15 protein-coding genes are annotated in these 18,887 nt (G+C 39.6%); 4 read left to right on the top strand and 11 right to left on the bottom strand.

Translation table 11 applies throughout. The features are described 5' to 3' along the window. Positions 1-84: 84 nt before the first annotated feature. Complete coding sequence (locus FQ087_RS16235) at positions 85-816, bottom strand: LytR/AlgR family response regulator transcription factor (RefSeq protein ID WP_149581647.1); 732 nt, start codon at positions 814-816, stop codon at positions 85-87. After that, positions 813-2,552 (bottom strand): sensor histidine kinase, encoded by a 1,740-nt coding sequence (locus FQ087_RS16240; RefSeq protein ID WP_149581955.1) that lies wholly within the window; start codon positions 2,550-2,552, stop codon positions 813-815. Before FQ087_RS16240 ends, FQ087_RS16235 begins: the two co-directional genes overlap by 4 nt. 252 nt (positions 2,553-2,804) lie before the next feature. Here FQ087_RS16240 and FQ087_RS16245 point away from each other — a divergent pair, with 252 nt between their 5' ends. Next, entirely contained in the window at positions 2,805-3,434 is a 630-nt protein-coding gene (locus FQ087_RS16245) for a hypothetical protein (RefSeq protein ID WP_149581648.1), read from the top strand. Positions 3,435-3,820: 386 nt separating this feature from the next. Here the strand turns inward: FQ087_RS16245 and FQ087_RS16250 are convergent, their stop codons facing one another. The 7 genes from FQ087_RS16250 to FQ087_RS16280 all read right to left on the bottom strand — a co-directional run bounded on the left by FQ087_RS16250 (position 3,821) and on the right by FQ087_RS16280 (position 10,563). Further along, on the bottom strand, positions 3,821-4,384 hold the full coding sequence (locus tag FQ087_RS16250) for a maltose acetyltransferase domain-containing protein (protein ID WP_149581649.1): 564 nt from the start codon (positions 4,382-4,384) through the stop codon (positions 3,821-3,823). 88 nt (positions 4,385-4,472) lie between these two features. Beyond that, positions 4,473-5,135, bottom strand: coding sequence for an NAD-dependent epimerase/dehydratase family protein (locus FQ087_RS16255; protein WP_149581650.1), 663 nt, complete (start codon positions 5,133-5,135; stop codon positions 4,473-4,475). Positions 5,136-5,317: 182 nt separating this feature from the next. Next, on the bottom strand, positions 5,318-6,196 hold the full coding sequence (locus tag FQ087_RS16260) for a DMT family transporter (RefSeq protein ID WP_149581651.1): 879 nt from the start codon (positions 6,194-6,196) through the stop codon (positions 5,318-5,320). 72 nt (positions 6,197-6,268) lie between these two features. Continuing rightward, positions 6,269-7,285, bottom strand: coding sequence for an NAD(P)H-dependent flavin oxidoreductase (locus tag FQ087_RS16265; RefSeq protein WP_255452393.1), 1,017 nt, complete (start codon positions 7,283-7,285; stop codon positions 6,269-6,271). A gap of 95 nt (positions 7,286-7,380) precedes the next feature. After that, positions 7,381-8,469, bottom strand: coding sequence for a copper resistance D family protein (locus FQ087_RS16270; protein ID WP_149581652.1), 1,089 nt, complete (start codon positions 8,467-8,469; stop codon positions 7,381-7,383). 3 nt (positions 8,470-8,472) lie between these two features. Further along, positions 8,473-9,021 (bottom strand): copper resistance CopC family protein, encoded by a 549-nt coding sequence (locus tag FQ087_RS16275; RefSeq protein ID WP_149581653.1) that lies wholly within the window; start codon positions 9,019-9,021, stop codon positions 8,473-8,475. Between the two features lie 375 nt (positions 9,022-9,396). Then, on the bottom strand, positions 9,397-10,563 hold the full coding sequence (locus FQ087_RS16280) for a PstS family phosphate ABC transporter substrate-binding protein (protein WP_255452394.1): 1,167 nt from the start codon (positions 10,561-10,563) through the stop codon (positions 9,397-9,399). 307 nt (positions 10,564-10,870) lie between these two features. Between FQ087_RS16280 and FQ087_RS16285 the strand changes: the two genes are divergently transcribed. After that, the gene (locus tag FQ087_RS16285) at positions 10,871-13,702 is read left to right on the top strand and encodes an ATP-binding protein (protein ID WP_149581654.1); all 2,832 of its coding nucleotides are present in this window, start codon (positions 10,871-10,873) and stop codon (positions 13,700-13,702) included. Between the two features lie 54 nt (positions 13,703-13,756). Here the strand turns inward: FQ087_RS16285 and FQ087_RS16290 are convergent, their stop codons facing one another. After that, entirely contained in the window at positions 13,757-14,125 is a 369-nt protein-coding gene (locus FQ087_RS16290; RefSeq protein WP_255452396.1) for a response regulator transcription factor, read from the bottom strand. 19 nt (positions 14,126-14,144) lie between these two features. Next, the gene (locus FQ087_RS16295; RefSeq protein WP_149581655.1) at positions 14,145-15,749 is read right to left on the bottom strand and encodes a diguanylate cyclase; all 1,605 of its coding nucleotides are present in this window, start codon (positions 15,747-15,749) and stop codon (positions 14,145-14,147) included. A 320-nt stretch (positions 15,750-16,069) separates the two neighbouring features. Here FQ087_RS16295 and FQ087_RS16300 point away from each other — a divergent pair, with 320 nt between their 5' ends. Then, entirely contained in the window at positions 16,070-17,254 is a 1,185-nt protein-coding gene (locus tag FQ087_RS16300) for a glycerate kinase family protein (protein ID WP_149581656.1), read from the top strand. Beyond that, entirely contained in the window at positions 17,254-18,693 is a 1,440-nt protein-coding gene (locus tag FQ087_RS16305; RefSeq protein ID WP_149581657.1) for an SLC13 family permease, read from the top strand. Before FQ087_RS16300 ends, FQ087_RS16305 begins: the two co-directional genes overlap by 1 nt. Positions 18,694-18,887 lie beyond the last annotated feature (194 nt).

Here is an 18,887-nt window from a genome sequence, read left to right on the forward strand (position 1 = left end):
TTAATTGAATAACAGGCAAATAGGGAGGGTCGACATGCATATCATTTTCATAGTTATACTTCAATCAGCGGGGCTTAACTTAACTCATAATTCCAACCGTTGCCGCAGATCCTTAATATAATTTCTGCTTACAGAAAGCTTTTCATCCAAGCCCTCCAATTCAAGCTGATAAGCCCCGTTAAACCAGGGGGTCAATCGACTGACGTAATTCAAATTGACAAGATATCCTTTATGTATTCGAAAAAACGAAAACGGTATCAATCGACTTTCAAGTTCTTTTAATGTTATCCGCACTTCATGCTTGTTTGTTCGGGTAATGATTTTGGTCACTTTTTCATCCCTATACATATATAAGATATCTTGAGGAAGAATATAATCGATTTCGCCGCCTGCTTCTACCGCCAATTTCCCGAGTTTCTCTCTATTGTCAGCTGCTAGAGGTGGATATACTACTTTTTTAATCCTCTCTATCGTTTGTTTCAGCTGCTCCTCATCATACGGTTTCAATAAATAATCAATGGCATTGATCCGAAATGCTTCTGCGGCAAATTGGGGATAGGCAGTTGCAAAAATGATGAATGGTACTTTCTTTAAACCCACCAGCGTTTTAGCAGCCTCAACCCCGTTCATTTTTGGCATTTCCACATCCAGAAACACTACATCCGGGAGAAGTTGTAGTGCTTTTAAAATGGCGGATTCCCCACTTTCAGCTTCCCCCACTACTTGAATATCCGGAAATTGCCCGAGTAAATACGATAATTCTTCACGTGCATATCGTTCGTCGTCTACGATTAGAGTACGGATCGTCCGCATCACTCATCTACCTCCAATTTGGGAATACGAAATGAAATTACTGTCCCATCATTCGGTTCACTTATAATGGATAATGCAGCTTGGTCACCAAACGTCATCATTAAGCGACGATTAACATTGAATAGTCCTAACCCGGTTCCCGTTGTGGATTCAAGCTGTGTCACGCCCAAAACAGCAAGTCGTTCAGGTGCTATTCCTTTGCCATTGTCTGTCACTGTGATTTCAATTTCTGTAGCAAGACTACGCACGGTCACTTGTATGATACTGTTTTTCTCCATATCATTAATACCATGGTGTATAGCATTTTCAACAATTGGTTGCAAGGTAAAGGGAGGAATCCTTTCATTTAATAGAGTGTCATCCACGTCATACAGGATGGTTAGTCTGTCTATAAACCTAGCTTCGATAATTTCCAAATACGCTTTGACATGCGACAGTTCTTGTTCCAATGATATTTGGGATGCCGTTGTTCCTGTAACATTTTGCCGCATAAAATAGGACAAGGACATCAACAATTTCCGTGCTTGATCAGGATCCGTGCGAATCAAGGACACAATAATATTCATGGCGTTAAATAAAAAATGGGGGTTAATTTGTGCCTGCAATGCGTTGATTTCCGCTTCTTTCGCCAACTGGTAGGCACGGTCGGTTTCTGCGATTTCTAATTGATTGCTTAACAGCGAGCTCAATCCCGCAATCAATTCAATGCTGACATCCGTAATGACTTTTTCAGATGGATAATACAGTTTTAGCGTCCCAATCGTTTCTCCACGTCGTATCAATGGCGCAATGACCGCCGCACCTAATCGACATCCCGGATAATCACAGTGAATCGTGCCGTCATTGACTACAACAAGCTCACCATGATGAATTACACCCTTTGTTTCATCCGTTCGAATGGGGCTGCCTATATGATGATGGTCACTTGCAATTCCAACATGAGCCAGTATATCCGTTTGATTGGTCATAGCAACAGCACTGGGTTCCAGTTCACGGTAGAGAATATTGCATACAGCCATTGCGGTTTCCGTGCTCATCCCTTTTCGCAAGTAACCGAGTGTCTGGTTAGCAATGCGCAACGTTTTCTGGGCCTGCAGTGCAGTCATCTTCTCCTGTTCACTTATCAAATTACGGACAATCAGCAGAAAAAGAGCCGCCCCGACACCATTGGCCAGAATCATAGGCACACCGATTACCTCAACCAAAGTGAATGCTTTCTCAAATGGTTTGGAAAGCAACAGAATCATACTCATTTGCATCGCTTCTGCAAGTGCACCGATGCCAAACACAGTAAGTGGTTTAAGCGCATTCCCTTTCCGGTAAAAAGCACCTGCGACAACTCCGGCTACTATTGTTGAAAGACCGCAGGAAACAGCTGTAAATCCCCCCAATGTCATGCGATGAATGCCAGCAATTAAACCTGCGCCAACCCCTAAACGATAGCCACCTAATAGTCCCGCGACAACCACACCAATGACACGCGAGTTTGCAATGGCCTCATCAGACGACAATGAGATCGCGACACTATTAAAATGTAATGTATTCGTATCGAGAGCAACCCCGAAGTACGTTCCAACAATGCCAAAAAAACCAAAGAATAAGATAGCTGTAAGCTCTTGCTTCCTATCCAATTTATCGTGATGGACCAAATTTTTAAAGAACTGAAAACGGGTCAAAATGAAGGCTACTGCTACAATCATGCCCACTCTTTCCAACATTATGACAAGCAAGTCTAACAGTGTAATCCCCCATTTCAAAAGCACATTGGCTAAATTATACTGTAAACTTGTCTGGATATATATCATTATTTTCAGTTATTAATGGAAGGAAGTGCGTTTATAAATAAGATAAGTGACATGATACCCCAGTAAATACTTGATCATATTTTCACCATCCTTGACCACAACTGCCTATGTCAACGCTTCCTCCCTGCTCCTTTTGGTTATATATGGTACACTTTCATAAACAAAGCCATTATGGAGGATGATTAAATGACGACTATGCAAACAATGTCGATCCATCGCGCTTTATCAGAACTAAAAACCTTAAATGAGCGTATTGCAAAAGCCATTAAAGAGGCAGATCATGTAGCAACGGATCGCAAATCTGCTCAAAAAATTAAAGGTCTGTCTATCGAAGACTACGAAAAAACAATCCAATCAGGTTTTGATAAAGTCGTTTCATTAATCGAACGACGCATTCACATTAAAGATGCTATCGTACAATCGAACGCTATAACAGAAGTAATCGTCGCTGGCGAAACAATGACAATTGCCAAAGCAATCGAACGTAAAACCTCTATTGAAAATGAAGAAAAGTTACTGGCCTCTATGGTTGAAGCCCGCAGAATGGCCATCAACAAGCTAACAAAAGAAAACGACTCCCTGCCGAAACGTCTAGAAGAGTACTTGACAGCTATTTTAGGTAGCAAAGAAAACGCGAAAAAAGAAGAAGTTGAGCTACATACAAAAGCATTCATGGACCGAAACGAATATATCTTAATCGATCCACTAAAAATTAATCCACGCATCGAAGCGTTAGATGAAAAGATTACAAACTTCAAAGCAGAAGTGGACGCAGTTCTTTCTGAATCGAATGCACTTACAAAAGTTACTGTATAAATACCCTTGCATGAGTATTTGAAAACGAAATCCATAAGACCCTTCTTTTGTTGGTATTTCTTTGGGTAAACAAGTAAAGCCAACATCCAACTTACAAACTAAGCTATTAGTAATGATGGTGAAAGCTTAACGCTTAAATCTCAAAGCTGTAAAACTTACGCATTAAAGTTCTTTACTGCTTAAAGGTCAACGTTTAGCGTTCAAACCTCTTTTAAATCTTGGACTAACAGTTATGGGATTCTTGTGTTCGCCCTTCGTCATCTGCCAAGCTGAATATTTCGTGCACATTAAAATCGGTCAGAGAAATAATCATTTCTCTGACCGATTTTTTCTTCGTATTATGAATTTACCCACGTTTCTACAAAATCCGGCGAAATGATTAACTATCACTTTACGTCAATCTCTTTAATAATCTTCGCCGGGTTCCCACCTACAATCACATTATCCGTTACATTTTTTGTTACAATCGCGCCTGAAGCGATTACCACATTATTTCCGATGGTTACTCCAGGGTTAATAACAGCTCTTCCACCAATCCACACATTATTGCCAATCGTTACAGGTTTGCCGTATTCGACACCGGAATTTCTTTCAGTAGGATCTAATGGGTGAGTAGCGGTGTAAATATGTACACCTGGAGCAATCATGCAATTATCACCAATCCTAATTTCACATACATCCAAAAACACGCTATCAAAATTGGCGAAAAAGTTTTCACCGACATGGACATTACAACCATAGTCACAACGCAAGCTAGGTTCAATATATAAATCCTTGCCAGTTGAACCAAACAACTCTTTTAATAATCTAGTCCGCTCACTATATTCATTTTCCAACGTCTCATTATATAACCTCGTTAACCGACGAGCGTTTTCCCGTTCTTTTGTTAATTCAAGATCCGAGGGACGATACAATTCGCCAGCTAGCATTTTTTCTTTCTCTGATTTCATTGTGACTCTCCTCGTCTAATATTAGTAAACAAGCATGCCCTTTTCATCAAAAACAAATCAATCACTGCAGATCGCACCGCTTTGTTTGTTATTGTGAGAGAATTGCTAACTGTTCTGATGGATAAATTGCAACGCCAGGCTTATTTAGTTGGGCTATTTTGTACATAGCAAGTGCGATGTCTTTACCTTCAATTGCTTTATATTTTTTGAACGGACCTTGAAAAATAAACGGAACGAGTTTAAATGCGGCAGCCGTTATACTCTCAGCCAGTCTGAATTCGTCACGCTTCCCAAGTAAAAGTGATGGTCGTAGGATTGCGATTGATTCATACGGAATCCTAGCGAGTTTCAATTCCAATTCACCCTTCATTTTCGAATAGAAAATCGATGACTTAGGATTGGCACTCAACGCACTGATTACTAAAAATTGCTTTGCTCCATTTGCATAAGCAAGCTTAGCGATCGTTAACGTGTAGTCAACATCAACTTTATACATCGCTTCCTTCGTCTTTGCTTTCTTGATTGTCGTACCTAAGCAACAAAAAATATCATCAGCAACCAAACTACTTGCGATATACCCAAGCTTTTCAAAATCAACAATAATCTCTAGTAACTTTGGATTGGTTATATCGAGCGATTTTCTAACTACCGTAATCACTTGCTTATATTGCTCTGATTGTAAAAGATTCTGAAGTAGCTCTTTCCCAACAAGACCAGTTACACCAACGATAAGTGCAGTTTTCTTTTCCAAGCCAACACTCCTTTTTGAGTCATACTTCACTTAAGATTTCCTAGATTACTATTAAAGCGTTCAAACAATTATTTTGTATGGTGATATTACCATTGCATTTTTCAATGAACAACTCACATACCATTAAAATTAAAAATAGAACAAATATAATTTAAAGTAGATGCCAGGCAGAGCGACCGATTTCACCCTATTTCAACCCTTTTCCTCTTCAGAAAACTAAACTTTGTTTCGGATATAATAATCGCAACAAGGATAAGAATTGCTCCGATGATCATTTTTGTTGTCATGACTTCGCTTAAAATCATGACGGAAAATGCCGTTCCCCAAAAAGCTTCTGTCGATAGGATGATTGCAGCTTTTGTTTCTGTAATAAATTTCTGAGCAACTGTTTGCATTAAATAGGCGATTGTTGTTGAAAAAACACCTAGGTAAACAAGCGGGAGCAGACCCTCCGATTCTACTGTGAAGGTCGTTTCCCCTCTGAACAATACAACAATCCAAGCCATGACCGCCGCTATTACCAGTTGCACAATCGTGATAAGAACTGGATCCTCATCTTTGACAAATTTCGCCGTGTAGAAAATATGGAATGCAAAGCCAACCGCACAGCCTAACGTCAACAAATCCCCTATGTTTATTTCGGAGGATAATTGGAGTGATAATACCGCTACGCCAACCAAAGCCGTAACTGCTCCAACTAATTCAAACATGTCAATTTTCCGCTTGTACAGTAAAAACCCTATAAAAGGAACGATAACGACATTTACCGCCGTTAAAAATGCGTTTTTTGAAGGTGTCGTATATTGTAATCCTACTGTTTGTAGCACGAAAGCAATATAGAGAAAGAGTCCTAATATAGTTCCTTTAATAAGCGTACTTCTCTTGATATTCTTCAACCTTTTATAAAATAGAACGCATAGAATAGTTACTCCTATTAAAAATCTCCCCGCCAAAATCTGATAGGGCGTGTAATATTCCAGCGACACTGCACTAGCAACAAATCCACTTCCCCAGATGATTGCTGTAATAATAAGTCCTATTTCACCAATATATTTCCGCATATAATCCACCGCCACCCTTATCAATATCATTCATTCAGTGTACCAAATCAGATAGCGGAATGGCGCAAATTTTTAAATAAGTCGTTCGATGATAGCTTTCAAATTTCCACTAGTACTTAAATGAACACTTTCGCCCGCCCACAACGACATAAATTCATTCTTTCCTTGCTTCGCGGCTGCTTTACGAAGTCCTTTTGTTAGGTCATTCTGATACGGATATGGCGCAATGTTGGCTTCTTTCATCTCATTAATGAAACGGTTGCGAATGCCGCGTGCTGTTTTTCCCGAAAAAGCTTTCGTTAGCACTGTACATCCTTCATCCGCATCTAAAACCGCCTTTTTATATAACGGATGTGCGCCACTTTCATCACTAGCGAGAAGTGCTGTCCCAATTTGAACAGCTTGCGCACCTGCTGATAGTGCATTTTTAGTCATTTCTTTATTCGCAATGCCTCCTGCGGCAATGACTGGAATTTGAACAGTTGTAATTATCCCTCTAAGCAATTCATCCAGAGAAATCAACGTTAATTCACCAGAAAAGGACCCCCGGTGCCCGCCTGCCTCACTTCCTTGTGCAACGATTGCATCCATACCTGCTTGTTCCGCCAGTTTCGCCTCTTCCACTGTCGTTGCTGTCCCGATGAGATAAATGTCATTTTCTTTCAATAATCGCACTGTTTTCTCATCCGGCAATCCGAATGTAAATGAACAGATTTTCACGCTTTCTTCTACTACTACTTGGACTTGCCTATCAAATTCAGATTCCGACAGCGGTACTTCCCAAAAGGGGAGACAGAGCTGCTTTCCAATTGGTTGTAACGCCTCATACGCTTGCCGCAAATACAGCGGGTCAACTTCAACCTGTTCCGGAACAAACAAGTTAACCGCAATCAACTTCTCCGTCCTCTCCCTCACTTGGCGGATAAACTGACGCGTCTCATGGGCTGAAAGATAACCGGCTCCAACTGAACCAAGTATGCCCGCTTCCGCAGATGCCGCCACAAATTCTGGCGTCGTCACCCCCGCCATTGGGGCTTGGATTATAGGGTGTTCAGTTCCTAACATTGCCATCAATTTCAGCTTACTCATTCGACTTCCCTCCAATTCCCTGCGTTCAACGAAAATACTGATAGTACCCATTATATAGAAAAAAAGGCAGCTAAGTCAGCTACCTTTCACTTTTCCTATTGGATACTGAGTATTAGAGCTAAATAACTTGTAAAAATGAAAAGGACACTCAAAATGAAAGTTACGATTCCCGGTGCTCTCTTAATAAATGAGTACACAGTTAAAATGACTAAAAGAATCGCTAACAGTATAAGGGACAGTCCTGTGGCATTTGCTACAAGTTCGACATTCATTCCTGGTTGAAACTGACCTTGATAAAAGAAACTGAAAAGCTTTGAAGGTCCTTCATTTTCCAATGTGTTTCCATTGGGCGGTGATTGTTGACCTAATGCAGCCGTTATAGAAAAAATAACTAGGATAAGTATGCTTTCTACTCTTGTCCAAGGTATTGGATTGAAGTCATGATCCTTAAGTAACCTCTTTCTAATAAGTACGCTGTTGATCCCTGCATATACCAGTAACGGAATGATCGTTATATGTTTTAGTAATAATAATTGACCATACGGAAGCATCCATGCATTGGTATATTCATTAAACTCCACTACAAATGTCATTAAAATAAGCCCTGACACAATGGTGATGCTAAAACAAATAATGGCAACAGGCGAGAACCATTTCAAGAAATTCAACCAGTTTGAATGATCTTTTGAAAACCAGCTAACCACTAGCAAGATTCCTACCCAAATACTCACCGCAATAAAATGACTTGTATGCGTTATGAATCCTTTGACATGATCAAGGGAACTAGCGTGACTAGCCCAACCGATTCCCATGATTAAAATGACAACAATAGTGATTCCTATATAAGAGTAAATAGGCTTGTTACGATCATCAAACCAAACGATAAAAATGAACAAGACATTGACAACAATAAAAGTGAAAATCCATGCTTTGCCTACTTCAAAAGTAAGTAGAACGGTTTGGAGTGTTTGAGAAAGCCCCATATTTTTATACAAATGCATAACTAACAATAAGACAGGTGCAAACGAGAAAACTGCGATACCGATTGTAGCTATAATTTGCACACTTCTTGGAACGTTTACTTGCGGTCGAAAAGAACTCGGTACAAGAGCTATAAGAAAACTACCTAAAAGAAGCGATACGCAAAGATATAAAAGTATTTCACTAACAATTACCATAAACATTTATTATTTTTTTCTCCTTAACCCGACGAAAATCCCCACAATAATTGCAATTATGACAATAACGATTACTGGAATGAGATAAGAAGGTAATTGACTTTGTTCATTTGTTTTTGTATCTTCGACATTTTCTAATGGTGTCTCTTCTTGATTTATATCCTGCGAATTGGCTTCATCTTCATTTTCAACTGGTGTTTCAGATACTGGAACATCTACAGTGAACGAAAATTCTCCTGTAATCGGATGACCGTCTGCCCCAATAATGTTCCAAACAACAGTATAGTCTCCATTTTCTACAGTACTTGGAAAGGTACCTGTCATTTGTGTTTCTTCTATAGAAACCTCTTCTATAGGGATAGACTGGCCGTTTGAATTATTTAATTCAAACGTACTGCTTTGTTCCACTTTCCCTTCGAAAGTTAAGGATATTTCACGCAATTCCTCTGTAATAATCTCTCCGTCTTCTGGTGAAGAAATCTCTAGTCCCGTATGTGCAAGAGCGTTGGTTGCAAAAGCGAACATGAAGACCAATGTAATTAATAATAACTTTTTCACTAAAATACCTCCTATAATAATAATCAATCACTTTAGTATAGCTTCTTTTTGTGTGGAACTAATGAAGTGTTTTTATTCCCTCCACTATAAATAGTAGAATAATTCAATTCCCCTCTTATTGGAGTATCCATGATTGGTACATCCTCTCTTTACTTCAAACTGCCCAAGTTCTACTTGTATATACCTTGTAACCGTGAAAGACAATGGCAACGCCAGAATAATCGCTGACAGCACCGCAAAAGTAATGCCGGTTACCTTTATTGTTCCACTTCCCTTTAATCTATCATCAAAACAAAGCCTTTGATTTTTCGCTATTCAATAAAAAACCACAACCTCGTAGGCTGTGGGGGTTAAAAAATATAATTTCTAGTTTACTCATTGAATCGAAACATACCCTGTCTTCTCAACAATCTCCTGCCCTTGATCCGACAAAATCCAGTCGATGAATGTCTCAATATGCGGATTGTCACTTCCAGCTGTGACTGCGTACAATTCGTTTGTAATCGGATAGTCTCCCAAGCGAATGGTTTTCTTTGTTGGTTCGACACCATTCACGGAAAGTAAACGGATAGCATTGTTTTTCGTCATTTCCGTAGAATAATATCTAAATGTGTAACCAATGGCATTATTGTAGTTTTTATAATCAGATACTTGATCGATAACTGTGCCCATTAGTGATGCGATGTCCTCGACAGGCGGATCCATAATCGGCATGTCGCCCATAAAATGTTGGAGAGCTGTCTGGCTACCACTATCCTCAGGTCGTTGGAATGCGCGAATGTCCTTCTTCTTACCGCCGACTTCTCTCCAATTCGTTATGTCCCCTGTATAAATCCCTTTGATTTCATCCACAGTCAAACTCTGCACAGGATTTTTTTCATTAACAAAAAATACAAAGGCTTCTTTGCCGATGGGTGTCAGTTTTAATTCTTTTCCTAATCGTTTTGCCGTCGCCAATTGCTGGTCAGATGGAGCAAGCGCGAAAATGATATCAGCCCTACCATTTATGAGGTTATTATAAGCTTCCCCCGTACGATTCGACATTACTTCACTGTCGTATTGGTCATACTTTTTTTCAGGATACACCGCTTGTGCGAAAGCAGCATAAACAGGATATAATGCAGTCGCACCATCAATAATTGGTAGATTATCTTTAATTTTTAACGTGGATGGTTCGGTAAGGGCCACCACTTTTGTATGGTCACTAAATAGTTCATAGGCGTTCGTATCCACTTGGCCATCCTGAACAACGGGCCTTGTTTTATTGTAAATGCTCGGAACTGCGACAATGAGCGATAGGCTAACGACTCCAATGATGACGCGGTAAACAACTTTTTCATGTTTGCTCTTTCCAAACATTCTTACGAATAATACAGTACCCAATGACATATAAAGCACTACCGTGAATGGTAGCAAAAATAACAGTCCGTCAAGCCAAACATATAAAGCACCGATAAGTAGAAATGGTAACAGCAGGCCCATGATGACAATGAATAAAACAACATCTCCCGCTTTTCGCAAAACACTATTTTCATTTCCCACGTTATTCCCCCCTTAGAACTCCCCATTTTTCAACAAAAAAAGAGGGTTTAACACAAACGGTTAGGAACATTTTACCACAAATATATTATTAACGTTTCAGGGTGAAATTTAAGAATATATTGTCTCGTTTCATTTAAAAAGGCTATTTCTATCAGCTATTAAATGGTTGGACTCCCTTTAAAAATCCGATTTTTTTGTTGTAGTTCTCTCTTAGATTTTGATTATATTCCGAATCGTTTAAGCACCTAACACCCTCCGCATGGTAGAATATTCATAATGAACATACATACAGATTGGAGTTTAGGTTATGAAAAAGGGTGGAATCAGACAGCAATATTTAGCAATCGCATTAATCATCACAATTATTTTAGTTCTAGTGACTGCTGGTTTTTACTTATATGTGAAAAATTCATGGAATGAATTATCAACAGAGCAGGAAACCGTGTTTGACAAAGCAAATAGTATAGACGACCTTACCGACTCTATCAACAGTCTATTCTTCCGTGCACGCGGTTACTATGCATTCCAAAACGACAGAGAATTAGAGCTAGCATATAAGGAGATACACCGTGTCCAAAAAATCATTACTCATATTCGCACATATGAATTGTCTTCAGAAGAACAAACCTTAATTGATGAAATTGATGCATTTCTAATTGATTATGAAACTACTTCATTACCAAATGCGATAGCTCTCGTAGAAGCAAATGATTATGAAGGATTGCGAAAACTTTCGAACGATGGGAGAACTGATACGGTCAACCAATTAGTAGAGTACTCCCATCTATACAACGATAAAATGAAAGATGGTCTGGTTTCTGTTTTCGGAAAGACTACAACTCAACTGAATAACTTCTTTTTACTCTTAATTTTACTCGGAGCCATACTACTTACCTTAGGTGCTTGGATGATTCAACGTGTTCTTTCTCGTATCATTCGACCTATTGAACAAATGAAATCAGCTGCAGATAGTTACCAAAACGAACAACAATTCACTTTCCGACCTACTAAACGATCAGACGAGATTGGTGCCTTATCCGATTCCTTCGCCAAAATGATCAACATCATCCAATCAAATGAACAAGAATTGGTTTCGCAGAACGAAGAACTTCTATCTCAACAAGATGAATTAGTGGATAGACAGCTTAAAATGGAAGACGCTCTCTCCGAAGCCCGTTATTCTAAAGTACGTCTCGAACGCTACAACGACCTGAATCACCAATTATCTTTCTCACTCGATAAACAGGCATTAGCTGATAACGTTCTTGATTATTTTGACGAGTTGTATTCAATCGACGTCGGTGCTTTTTGGCTCCCGCAAAATGGCGAGCATTCCTTAAAAGGATTTAGCGAAGAAATGTTCGACGAATTCAAGGAAAATCAGCTTTCCTACGTGCATCTACGACTTCAAAGTGAACCCTACTTTATTATTAAGAGACAGGCTGATTATGAAAAAGGTATTTCAACTTCACCGACCTATGTATACGACTTTTTCACTGCCATAAAAGACAGCAAGGGCCGATTCAGTACAGCTATTTCATTGTCAAGGATTGGACGCCCCTTTACTAAAGAAGATACCCATGATATCTACGGTCTTATTAAACGTGTTTCCTTGGCGGTCGACAGGATTATTCAATACGATATTATTAATCGCGAACGTACACTCAACCAAAACATTCTCGACAGCGTCAATGAAAGTATTCAGTTCGTTTCGAAGGCTGGAATCATGGAAAAGCATAATCGTGCCTTATTCGGCCTTCTCGATTTACCCACTAATCAGTCGGATGACGAATTGTCCAAAGAGCAATGGCTGCAAGGATTCCTGGATAAGACGCATGACCAAGGTCAGTTGCAAGTCTTTTTCGAAGCATCACTTTCGTCTCAAGCAGAAAGTGTTTCTCAAACGTTCTATACAATTGAAGGAGAAATACCAAAAGTTATGAACGTCTACAGTCTCCCCGTTATGATTGAAGGTAACAAAGCAGGTACCATTTTTGTTCACCGGGATATTACACAGGAGCATGAAATCAATCGCATGAAAACCGAACTCGTATCGACCGTGAGTCATGAACTACGGACACCATTATCCAGCGTGCTAGGCTTTACTGAGCTTCTTCTATCCAGAGATATGGATCCTGCACGACAAAAACGCTATCTCGAGACTATCCATAAAGAGGCAAAAAGATTAACAACACTTATTAATGATTTCCTCGACTTACAGCGAATGGAATCAGGTAAACAGTCTTATAATATGAGCGAAATCAATATTTTTGATATTGCTCAACAAACCGTTGAACTCTTTCCAATCAGCGATTCACATTCATTTGAAATTATCGACAACACAACCAATTCGCCTCTCTATGCGGATGGTGATCGACTCGTACAAGTGTTTACAAATCTATTCAGCAACGCCATTAAGTTTTCCCCTGAAGGCGGTAAAATTACCGTTTCCCTTGTAACTGAACAAGACCGCGTTGTCGTTTCCATTAAGGATAATGGAATTGGTATTCCGCAAAATCAGGTTGTACATATGTTTGAAAAGTTTCATCGCTTTGATAACAGTTACAGCCGTAAAATCGGTGGAACCGGGCTTGGGCTGTCCATCTGTCGTGAGATTATTGAGAAACACGAAGGCTCAATCTGGATTGAATCAGAAGAAAACAAAGGGACTAACGTTTCGTTCTCATTGCCAATTAAAACGAAGGTTACGAATGAAATGCTTTCTTTGAATGCACCTTCAGTTGTCATCGTTGAAGACGATTCAAGCATTGCTTTGCTCCTTGCTGAAGGGTTAATAATGAAAGGTTTTTCCGTTATACATCATTCTGAAGTCGATGCTGCTTTCAATTACGCAAAAGAGCAACAACCCGACTGTATGGTGATCGACCTCATGTTAGGCAATAATCAAACAGGATGGGATCTCATCAGACATTTAAAAGAGGAAACATCGACTCAACAGATTCCTATTATTATTTCATCCGCTCTCGAAAAGCAAGAGCAGCTAATTGAACAATTCCACGTAGAACACTATATGACAAAGCCTTATCCTCTTCACAAATTGTCTGAAACTGTTTTAACGGCATTGCACATCAAAGATGGTCGAATTTTGTATCCAGATTCATCACGAAATAGACTATAACGCAAAAGAAGCCTCTGGAATTGAGCTAATTCCAGAGGCTTCTTTTTATAAGGCTCAATCGCCTAAAATTTGATTGACGAGCGTGACCAATTCAGCTGGACTGAACGGTTTTGGCATAAAATAGTTTGCTCCATAGCTATGAGCCATTTCCCGATCGGCTTGCTGCGCTTTTGCTGTCAGCATAATGACCGGAACTTCAAGCGCAAGGGATTGCATTTTCTCAAGCACTTCCATGCCAGTCAAATGAGGCATCATATAATCGAGAAGAATCAGATCATATCGATTACTCGTTATTTTTTCATAACCCTCCTGTCCATCTTCAGCTTCTTCAATTGTATACCCCTCGAATTCCAGCGTATCGGTAATCAGCATTCGTAAAATCTCTTCGTCATCTACAACCAGAATTTTTTTCGACCCCATCATCAGTTAGCTCCCCTGCCATTCAATTAAATAATCTGTTCGCCATTTGCTGTATGCGTAACAGGACATCCTTCGGCTTGACCGGCTTCATAATATAATCATCCGCCCCAAGCCACAACGCCGCCTTCACATCAGAGTCACTTGCTCGTGCAGTCATCATAGATACCAGTATGTTTTTTTCAACTCTAAGTCTCTTTAAACGGCTTAGAACCTCAAGTCCATCCATTCCAGGCATGATACCGTCCAGTAGGACGATGTAATGTTCTTCCTTACTATACCAGTCGGTTTCGAGAAATGTCGGACCATCCTTAAACGCTTCTACAGTGATGTCAATGTCAGGTAACGTCCATTTAACTAACTCCTCCTGGAGCATTCGACGTATCAACGCGTCATCGTCCACGATAATAACATGTAGCTTACGCTTTACATGCGACTTGTGTTCATCAAAAATAACAGTCCGATTGCGTCCAGTACGTTTTGCTTCATAAAGCGCTTGGTCTGCTGATGATACTAGCTTGTCTACGTCACCAGAATATGTTGCGATTCCAGCGGAAAATGTAACAGAAAACTGACGAGCCGATTTTTGAAAGACGATTGCATTAAATTTTTTCCGGACTCTTTCTACGAATTGGGAAGATTCTTCATCATTTGATCCTGACAGAAGAAAAGCAAATTCTTCGCCTCCGTACCTGAATACACCATCCAACTCTCTCTTTTCAGCTAACATTACCTCGCCCAACTTTCGGAGTACTTCATCCCCCATTGGGTGACCATATACATCATTCACTTGCTTGAAGTGATCGATATCCAGCATAACAAATGAAAAGTGAACCCCTGACCTGTTAAACGTTTCCGCAAAGTAATAGATTCTTTCATCAAAATGCCTACGATTCCCTACGCCAGTGAGTCCGTCAGTCGTGATTGACCTAGCAGTGGTTTTTCGTATCCCATCACGATTGAATAAATAAGGTATGAACATTTCTATATCAATGGGCTTACCGATAAAATCCATCGCCCCCCGTTCATATGCCTTTATCTTATTTTCTCGTGATTGATCGACACTCATAATTGCAATCGTCACTTGCCGTGCATTAGCAGTGTCTTTTATCTGGTCAAGAATCTCAAAACCGCTCACATCTGGTAACATCAAGTCGATTAGTACAAAGTTCGGACTCATTGAATAGAACTGCTCTATACCGCGTTTGCCATTCAAGGCGACGATTACTTGAGCACCCATTTTTTCAAGAAGTTCTTTCACATAAGAAGCAAACTCCAAATCATCATCGATAATCAGTACAAAAGTCTCTTTATCGAACCTCTTGTGGCATTCTTCCGGAACTGTAGATTTATCTTCTTCTCTCGTTCCATCTAGATAACTCCTAATCCTTTTACAAAAGTTTTCAAGGGAGTGAACAGGTATTTCACTATAATTTTCAGATGATAGAATTTCAAGTTGAGAAGAACAAAATGCAGACAAAGCATCTAGTCCAATTGTGCCCGAAGTTCCTTTCAACATATGTAAAAATAGGTACAGTTCATGTTCAGTGATAAACTCCTTTTCTCGCCACTTTGAAAAGGTTGTTTCAATACGTCCGAGGAGCATCAATTGATACTTGCTTTGGTTCATCTTTATGTAATTCCTCCCACTTGAATAACGATTCTACAAACCTTAGTTATGTTTAGTATAATCGATACAAGAATATTCTACAATTAATTCCCAGTTGGTCGTCTGTGGATTTCTTTAGACAATATACTTCTAAAAGTGAGGGATTTCGATATATTTTAATGTCCAAAACTACCTTTCAATACTCATCAGACTGGATCAGCATTTCTCACAAACTTTTCATAATACCAATTTTTTCTAACCCATTTCTAATATACCTCTAATAGTCTACTCATAATTTATCAGTATATTTAAATTACTAAGTCATTAGAGGAGAGATGAGAATGAAAATTGTAATTGTGCCATCTGGGTTTAAAGAATGTTTGGGTGCTGAGGAAGTTGCTTTAGCGATGGAACGTGGCGTGAGACGTGTTAATCACTTTATGGACGTGGAAGTTATTCCAATGATTGACGGCGGCGAAGGATTTGCGAAAACTATTGTTAATCTAAAGGGCGGAACATTACTATACAAAGAGATAACAGGACCCGTTGGCAAAAAAATTCTAAGTTTTTTTGGCATTTTCGAAGAGAATGGCAAACGAACAGCAGTAATAGAAATGGCAGCTGTTGCCGGGCTGAAGCTCGTGCCTCATCATCAACGAAATCCTTTGAAAACAACTACCTACGGCGTAGGAGAGTTGATCAGTGCTGCACTTGACCTAGGCGTTGACAAGATTTTAATTGGCTGTGGTGATTCTGGCACATCCGATGGCGGAGCAGGAATGGCACAAGCATTAGGCGTTCAATTTTTTGATAACAACTGTCGACTCGTAGCGATTAACGGCGGAGAAGATTTGATGAAAGCAAACTCGGTAGCGATTACAAATATAGATCCACGTCTAGCTACCGTTACGATAGACGTAGCGTGTAATTGGACCAATATTTTATGTGGCGAAAAAGGTGTCGCCCGTGTCTTCGGACCGCAAAAAGGAGCGACTCCAGAACAAGTTGATCAATTAGCAGTTGGATTAGACCACTATGCTGCTTTAATTCAAGAGACCGTAGGGATAGATGTTCGGTCATTGCCAGGCAGTGGAGCATCAGGTGGATTAGGTGCAGGACTCATTGCATTTACCGGAGCCCAGTTACATCCAAGATTCGACATCATTATGAACTATATTCGTATAGAAGAAAAAATTTTAACAGCAGACATTGTCTTCACCGCGGAAGGCAGTTTAGATTTCCAAACACCAAATGGCAAGATTCCGTCTGAAGTAGCACGAATTGCCAAACTAAATAATATCCCTGTAATTGCTATTACAGGAACAATCGGCAAAGGAGCAGCCGTAAACTACGACGCGGGAATCGATGCATACAGCAGTATTATTCAAAAACCAACAACCTTAGAGAATGCTATGAAAAATGCACCACTATGGATAGAAGAAAGTACGGAGTCCGCGTTTAGGCAAGTAGCAATTGGATTGGGCATTGCAAAAAAAATGTATTATAAGGAAAGTGTGAAACCATAATGATTACACGGATGGAGAAACTAAAGAGTAAACATACATGGATGGATCAATTAACAATAAAGCCCATAGTAATCATCAGTATACACTTCCTGCTGTTAGTTGTTATCGTCTTAATCGATGACCTAGACTACTCAGCAAAAATAGCATTATTTGCTTTCTTATCAGCGATGACACTGTGGGTTACAACTAAAATTCCAGCAGGATATGTCGCATTGGCACTTATTGTGTTCATTATCATAATGAAGGCAGAAGGCCCGGAGCTCTTATACCATGCAATGTCAGAGGAAGTCGTTTGGCTAATGGTAGGTTCTTTTATAATTGGTGAGGCAGTCAAACAATCTGGGTTAGCACAACGATTAACCCTTTCAATACTAAGGAAATCAAACAATAAAAACAGTGTTCTCTTGGGGATGAGTTCTGTATTAGTTACATCTGCTTTTTTTGTCCCTTCTACCTCGGGGCGAGCAGCGTTAGCGATGCCAATCATAAATCAACTAGGCCAAAAGTTCTCAACAAAGGAACAAAGCGTACTCACTATTTTAGCACCCGTAATTATTTTAATGAGTACATCTGCTACACTAATCGGCGCGGGCTCACATTTAATTGGCGTCAGTTTACTCGAAAGTACGGTCGGCCAATCCATTTCTTATAGCCAATGGTTCATCTGGGGAGTTCCATTTGCTATCGTCATCTCACTTGTCTCTTATATCGTCATTAAATGGATGTTATGGCCGAAAGATGGCTTGAAGGAAATAGAAAATGTGCAAACTGAAGAACAAGCGATGAGTAGTAAAAAGATGAACGGCAAAGAAAAGAAGACCTTAATCTTGCTTGCATTTTTGATAGTAGGTTGGATGACAGAAAGTATACACGGCTATGATATAGCTTTTGTTACGATGGTTGGGGCAGTCATCGTAATGCTACCCACTTATGGAATTGTCAATTGGAAAACTGGGATGAAGTCCGTATCATGGAATTTAATCATATTTGTTGCAGCAGCAACTGCACTTGGAAGAGTACTAGTAGATTCAGGTGTCGTCGCGTGGATTGAAAAAAAAATGTTTAGTGTGCTGCAGCTGTTTATAGATGCACCAGAATGGCTTATTGTTTTTATCATCTTGTTTGTAACAGTCACAAGTCATTTGTATATTACATCACATACCACACGCGCAGTCGTCTTTATTCCTAGTTTATTATTATTTAGTGAAACAATCGGAATAGACCCTACGACTGTCGTATTCTTAAGTCTAATTGGCATGAACTATTGTGTGACGGTTCCTGTCAGTTCGAAAGCGTTGCTGCTTTTTTATGAAGAAGGAGCCATTTCATATGACGCAAAACAACTGATAAAAATCAGCGCACTATTAATGCCTCTTTATATACTAGTGATGATGTTGTTCTATTTCACCTATTGGCAGTGGGCGGGTATGCAATTGTGAAAAGTGATAGGTTCTAAAACAGTTCTGAACTGTTTTAGAACCTTATTTTTTTAGAAGACCATCACCCTGTTTTTGATTGCTACGCGTTTGTTGATTAATCAAATTAACAGTAAGTAACTTGATCACCCCCTCGGTAAAATTTTAATGAACATTTCGTCGAGAGCGAGTCATTGAGTTTCAATATCTAATCTAGA

This window comes from Sporosarcina sp. ANT_H38 (genome assembly GCF_008369195.1).
GTDB lineage: Bacteria > Bacillota > Bacilli > Bacillales_A > Planococcaceae > Sporosarcina.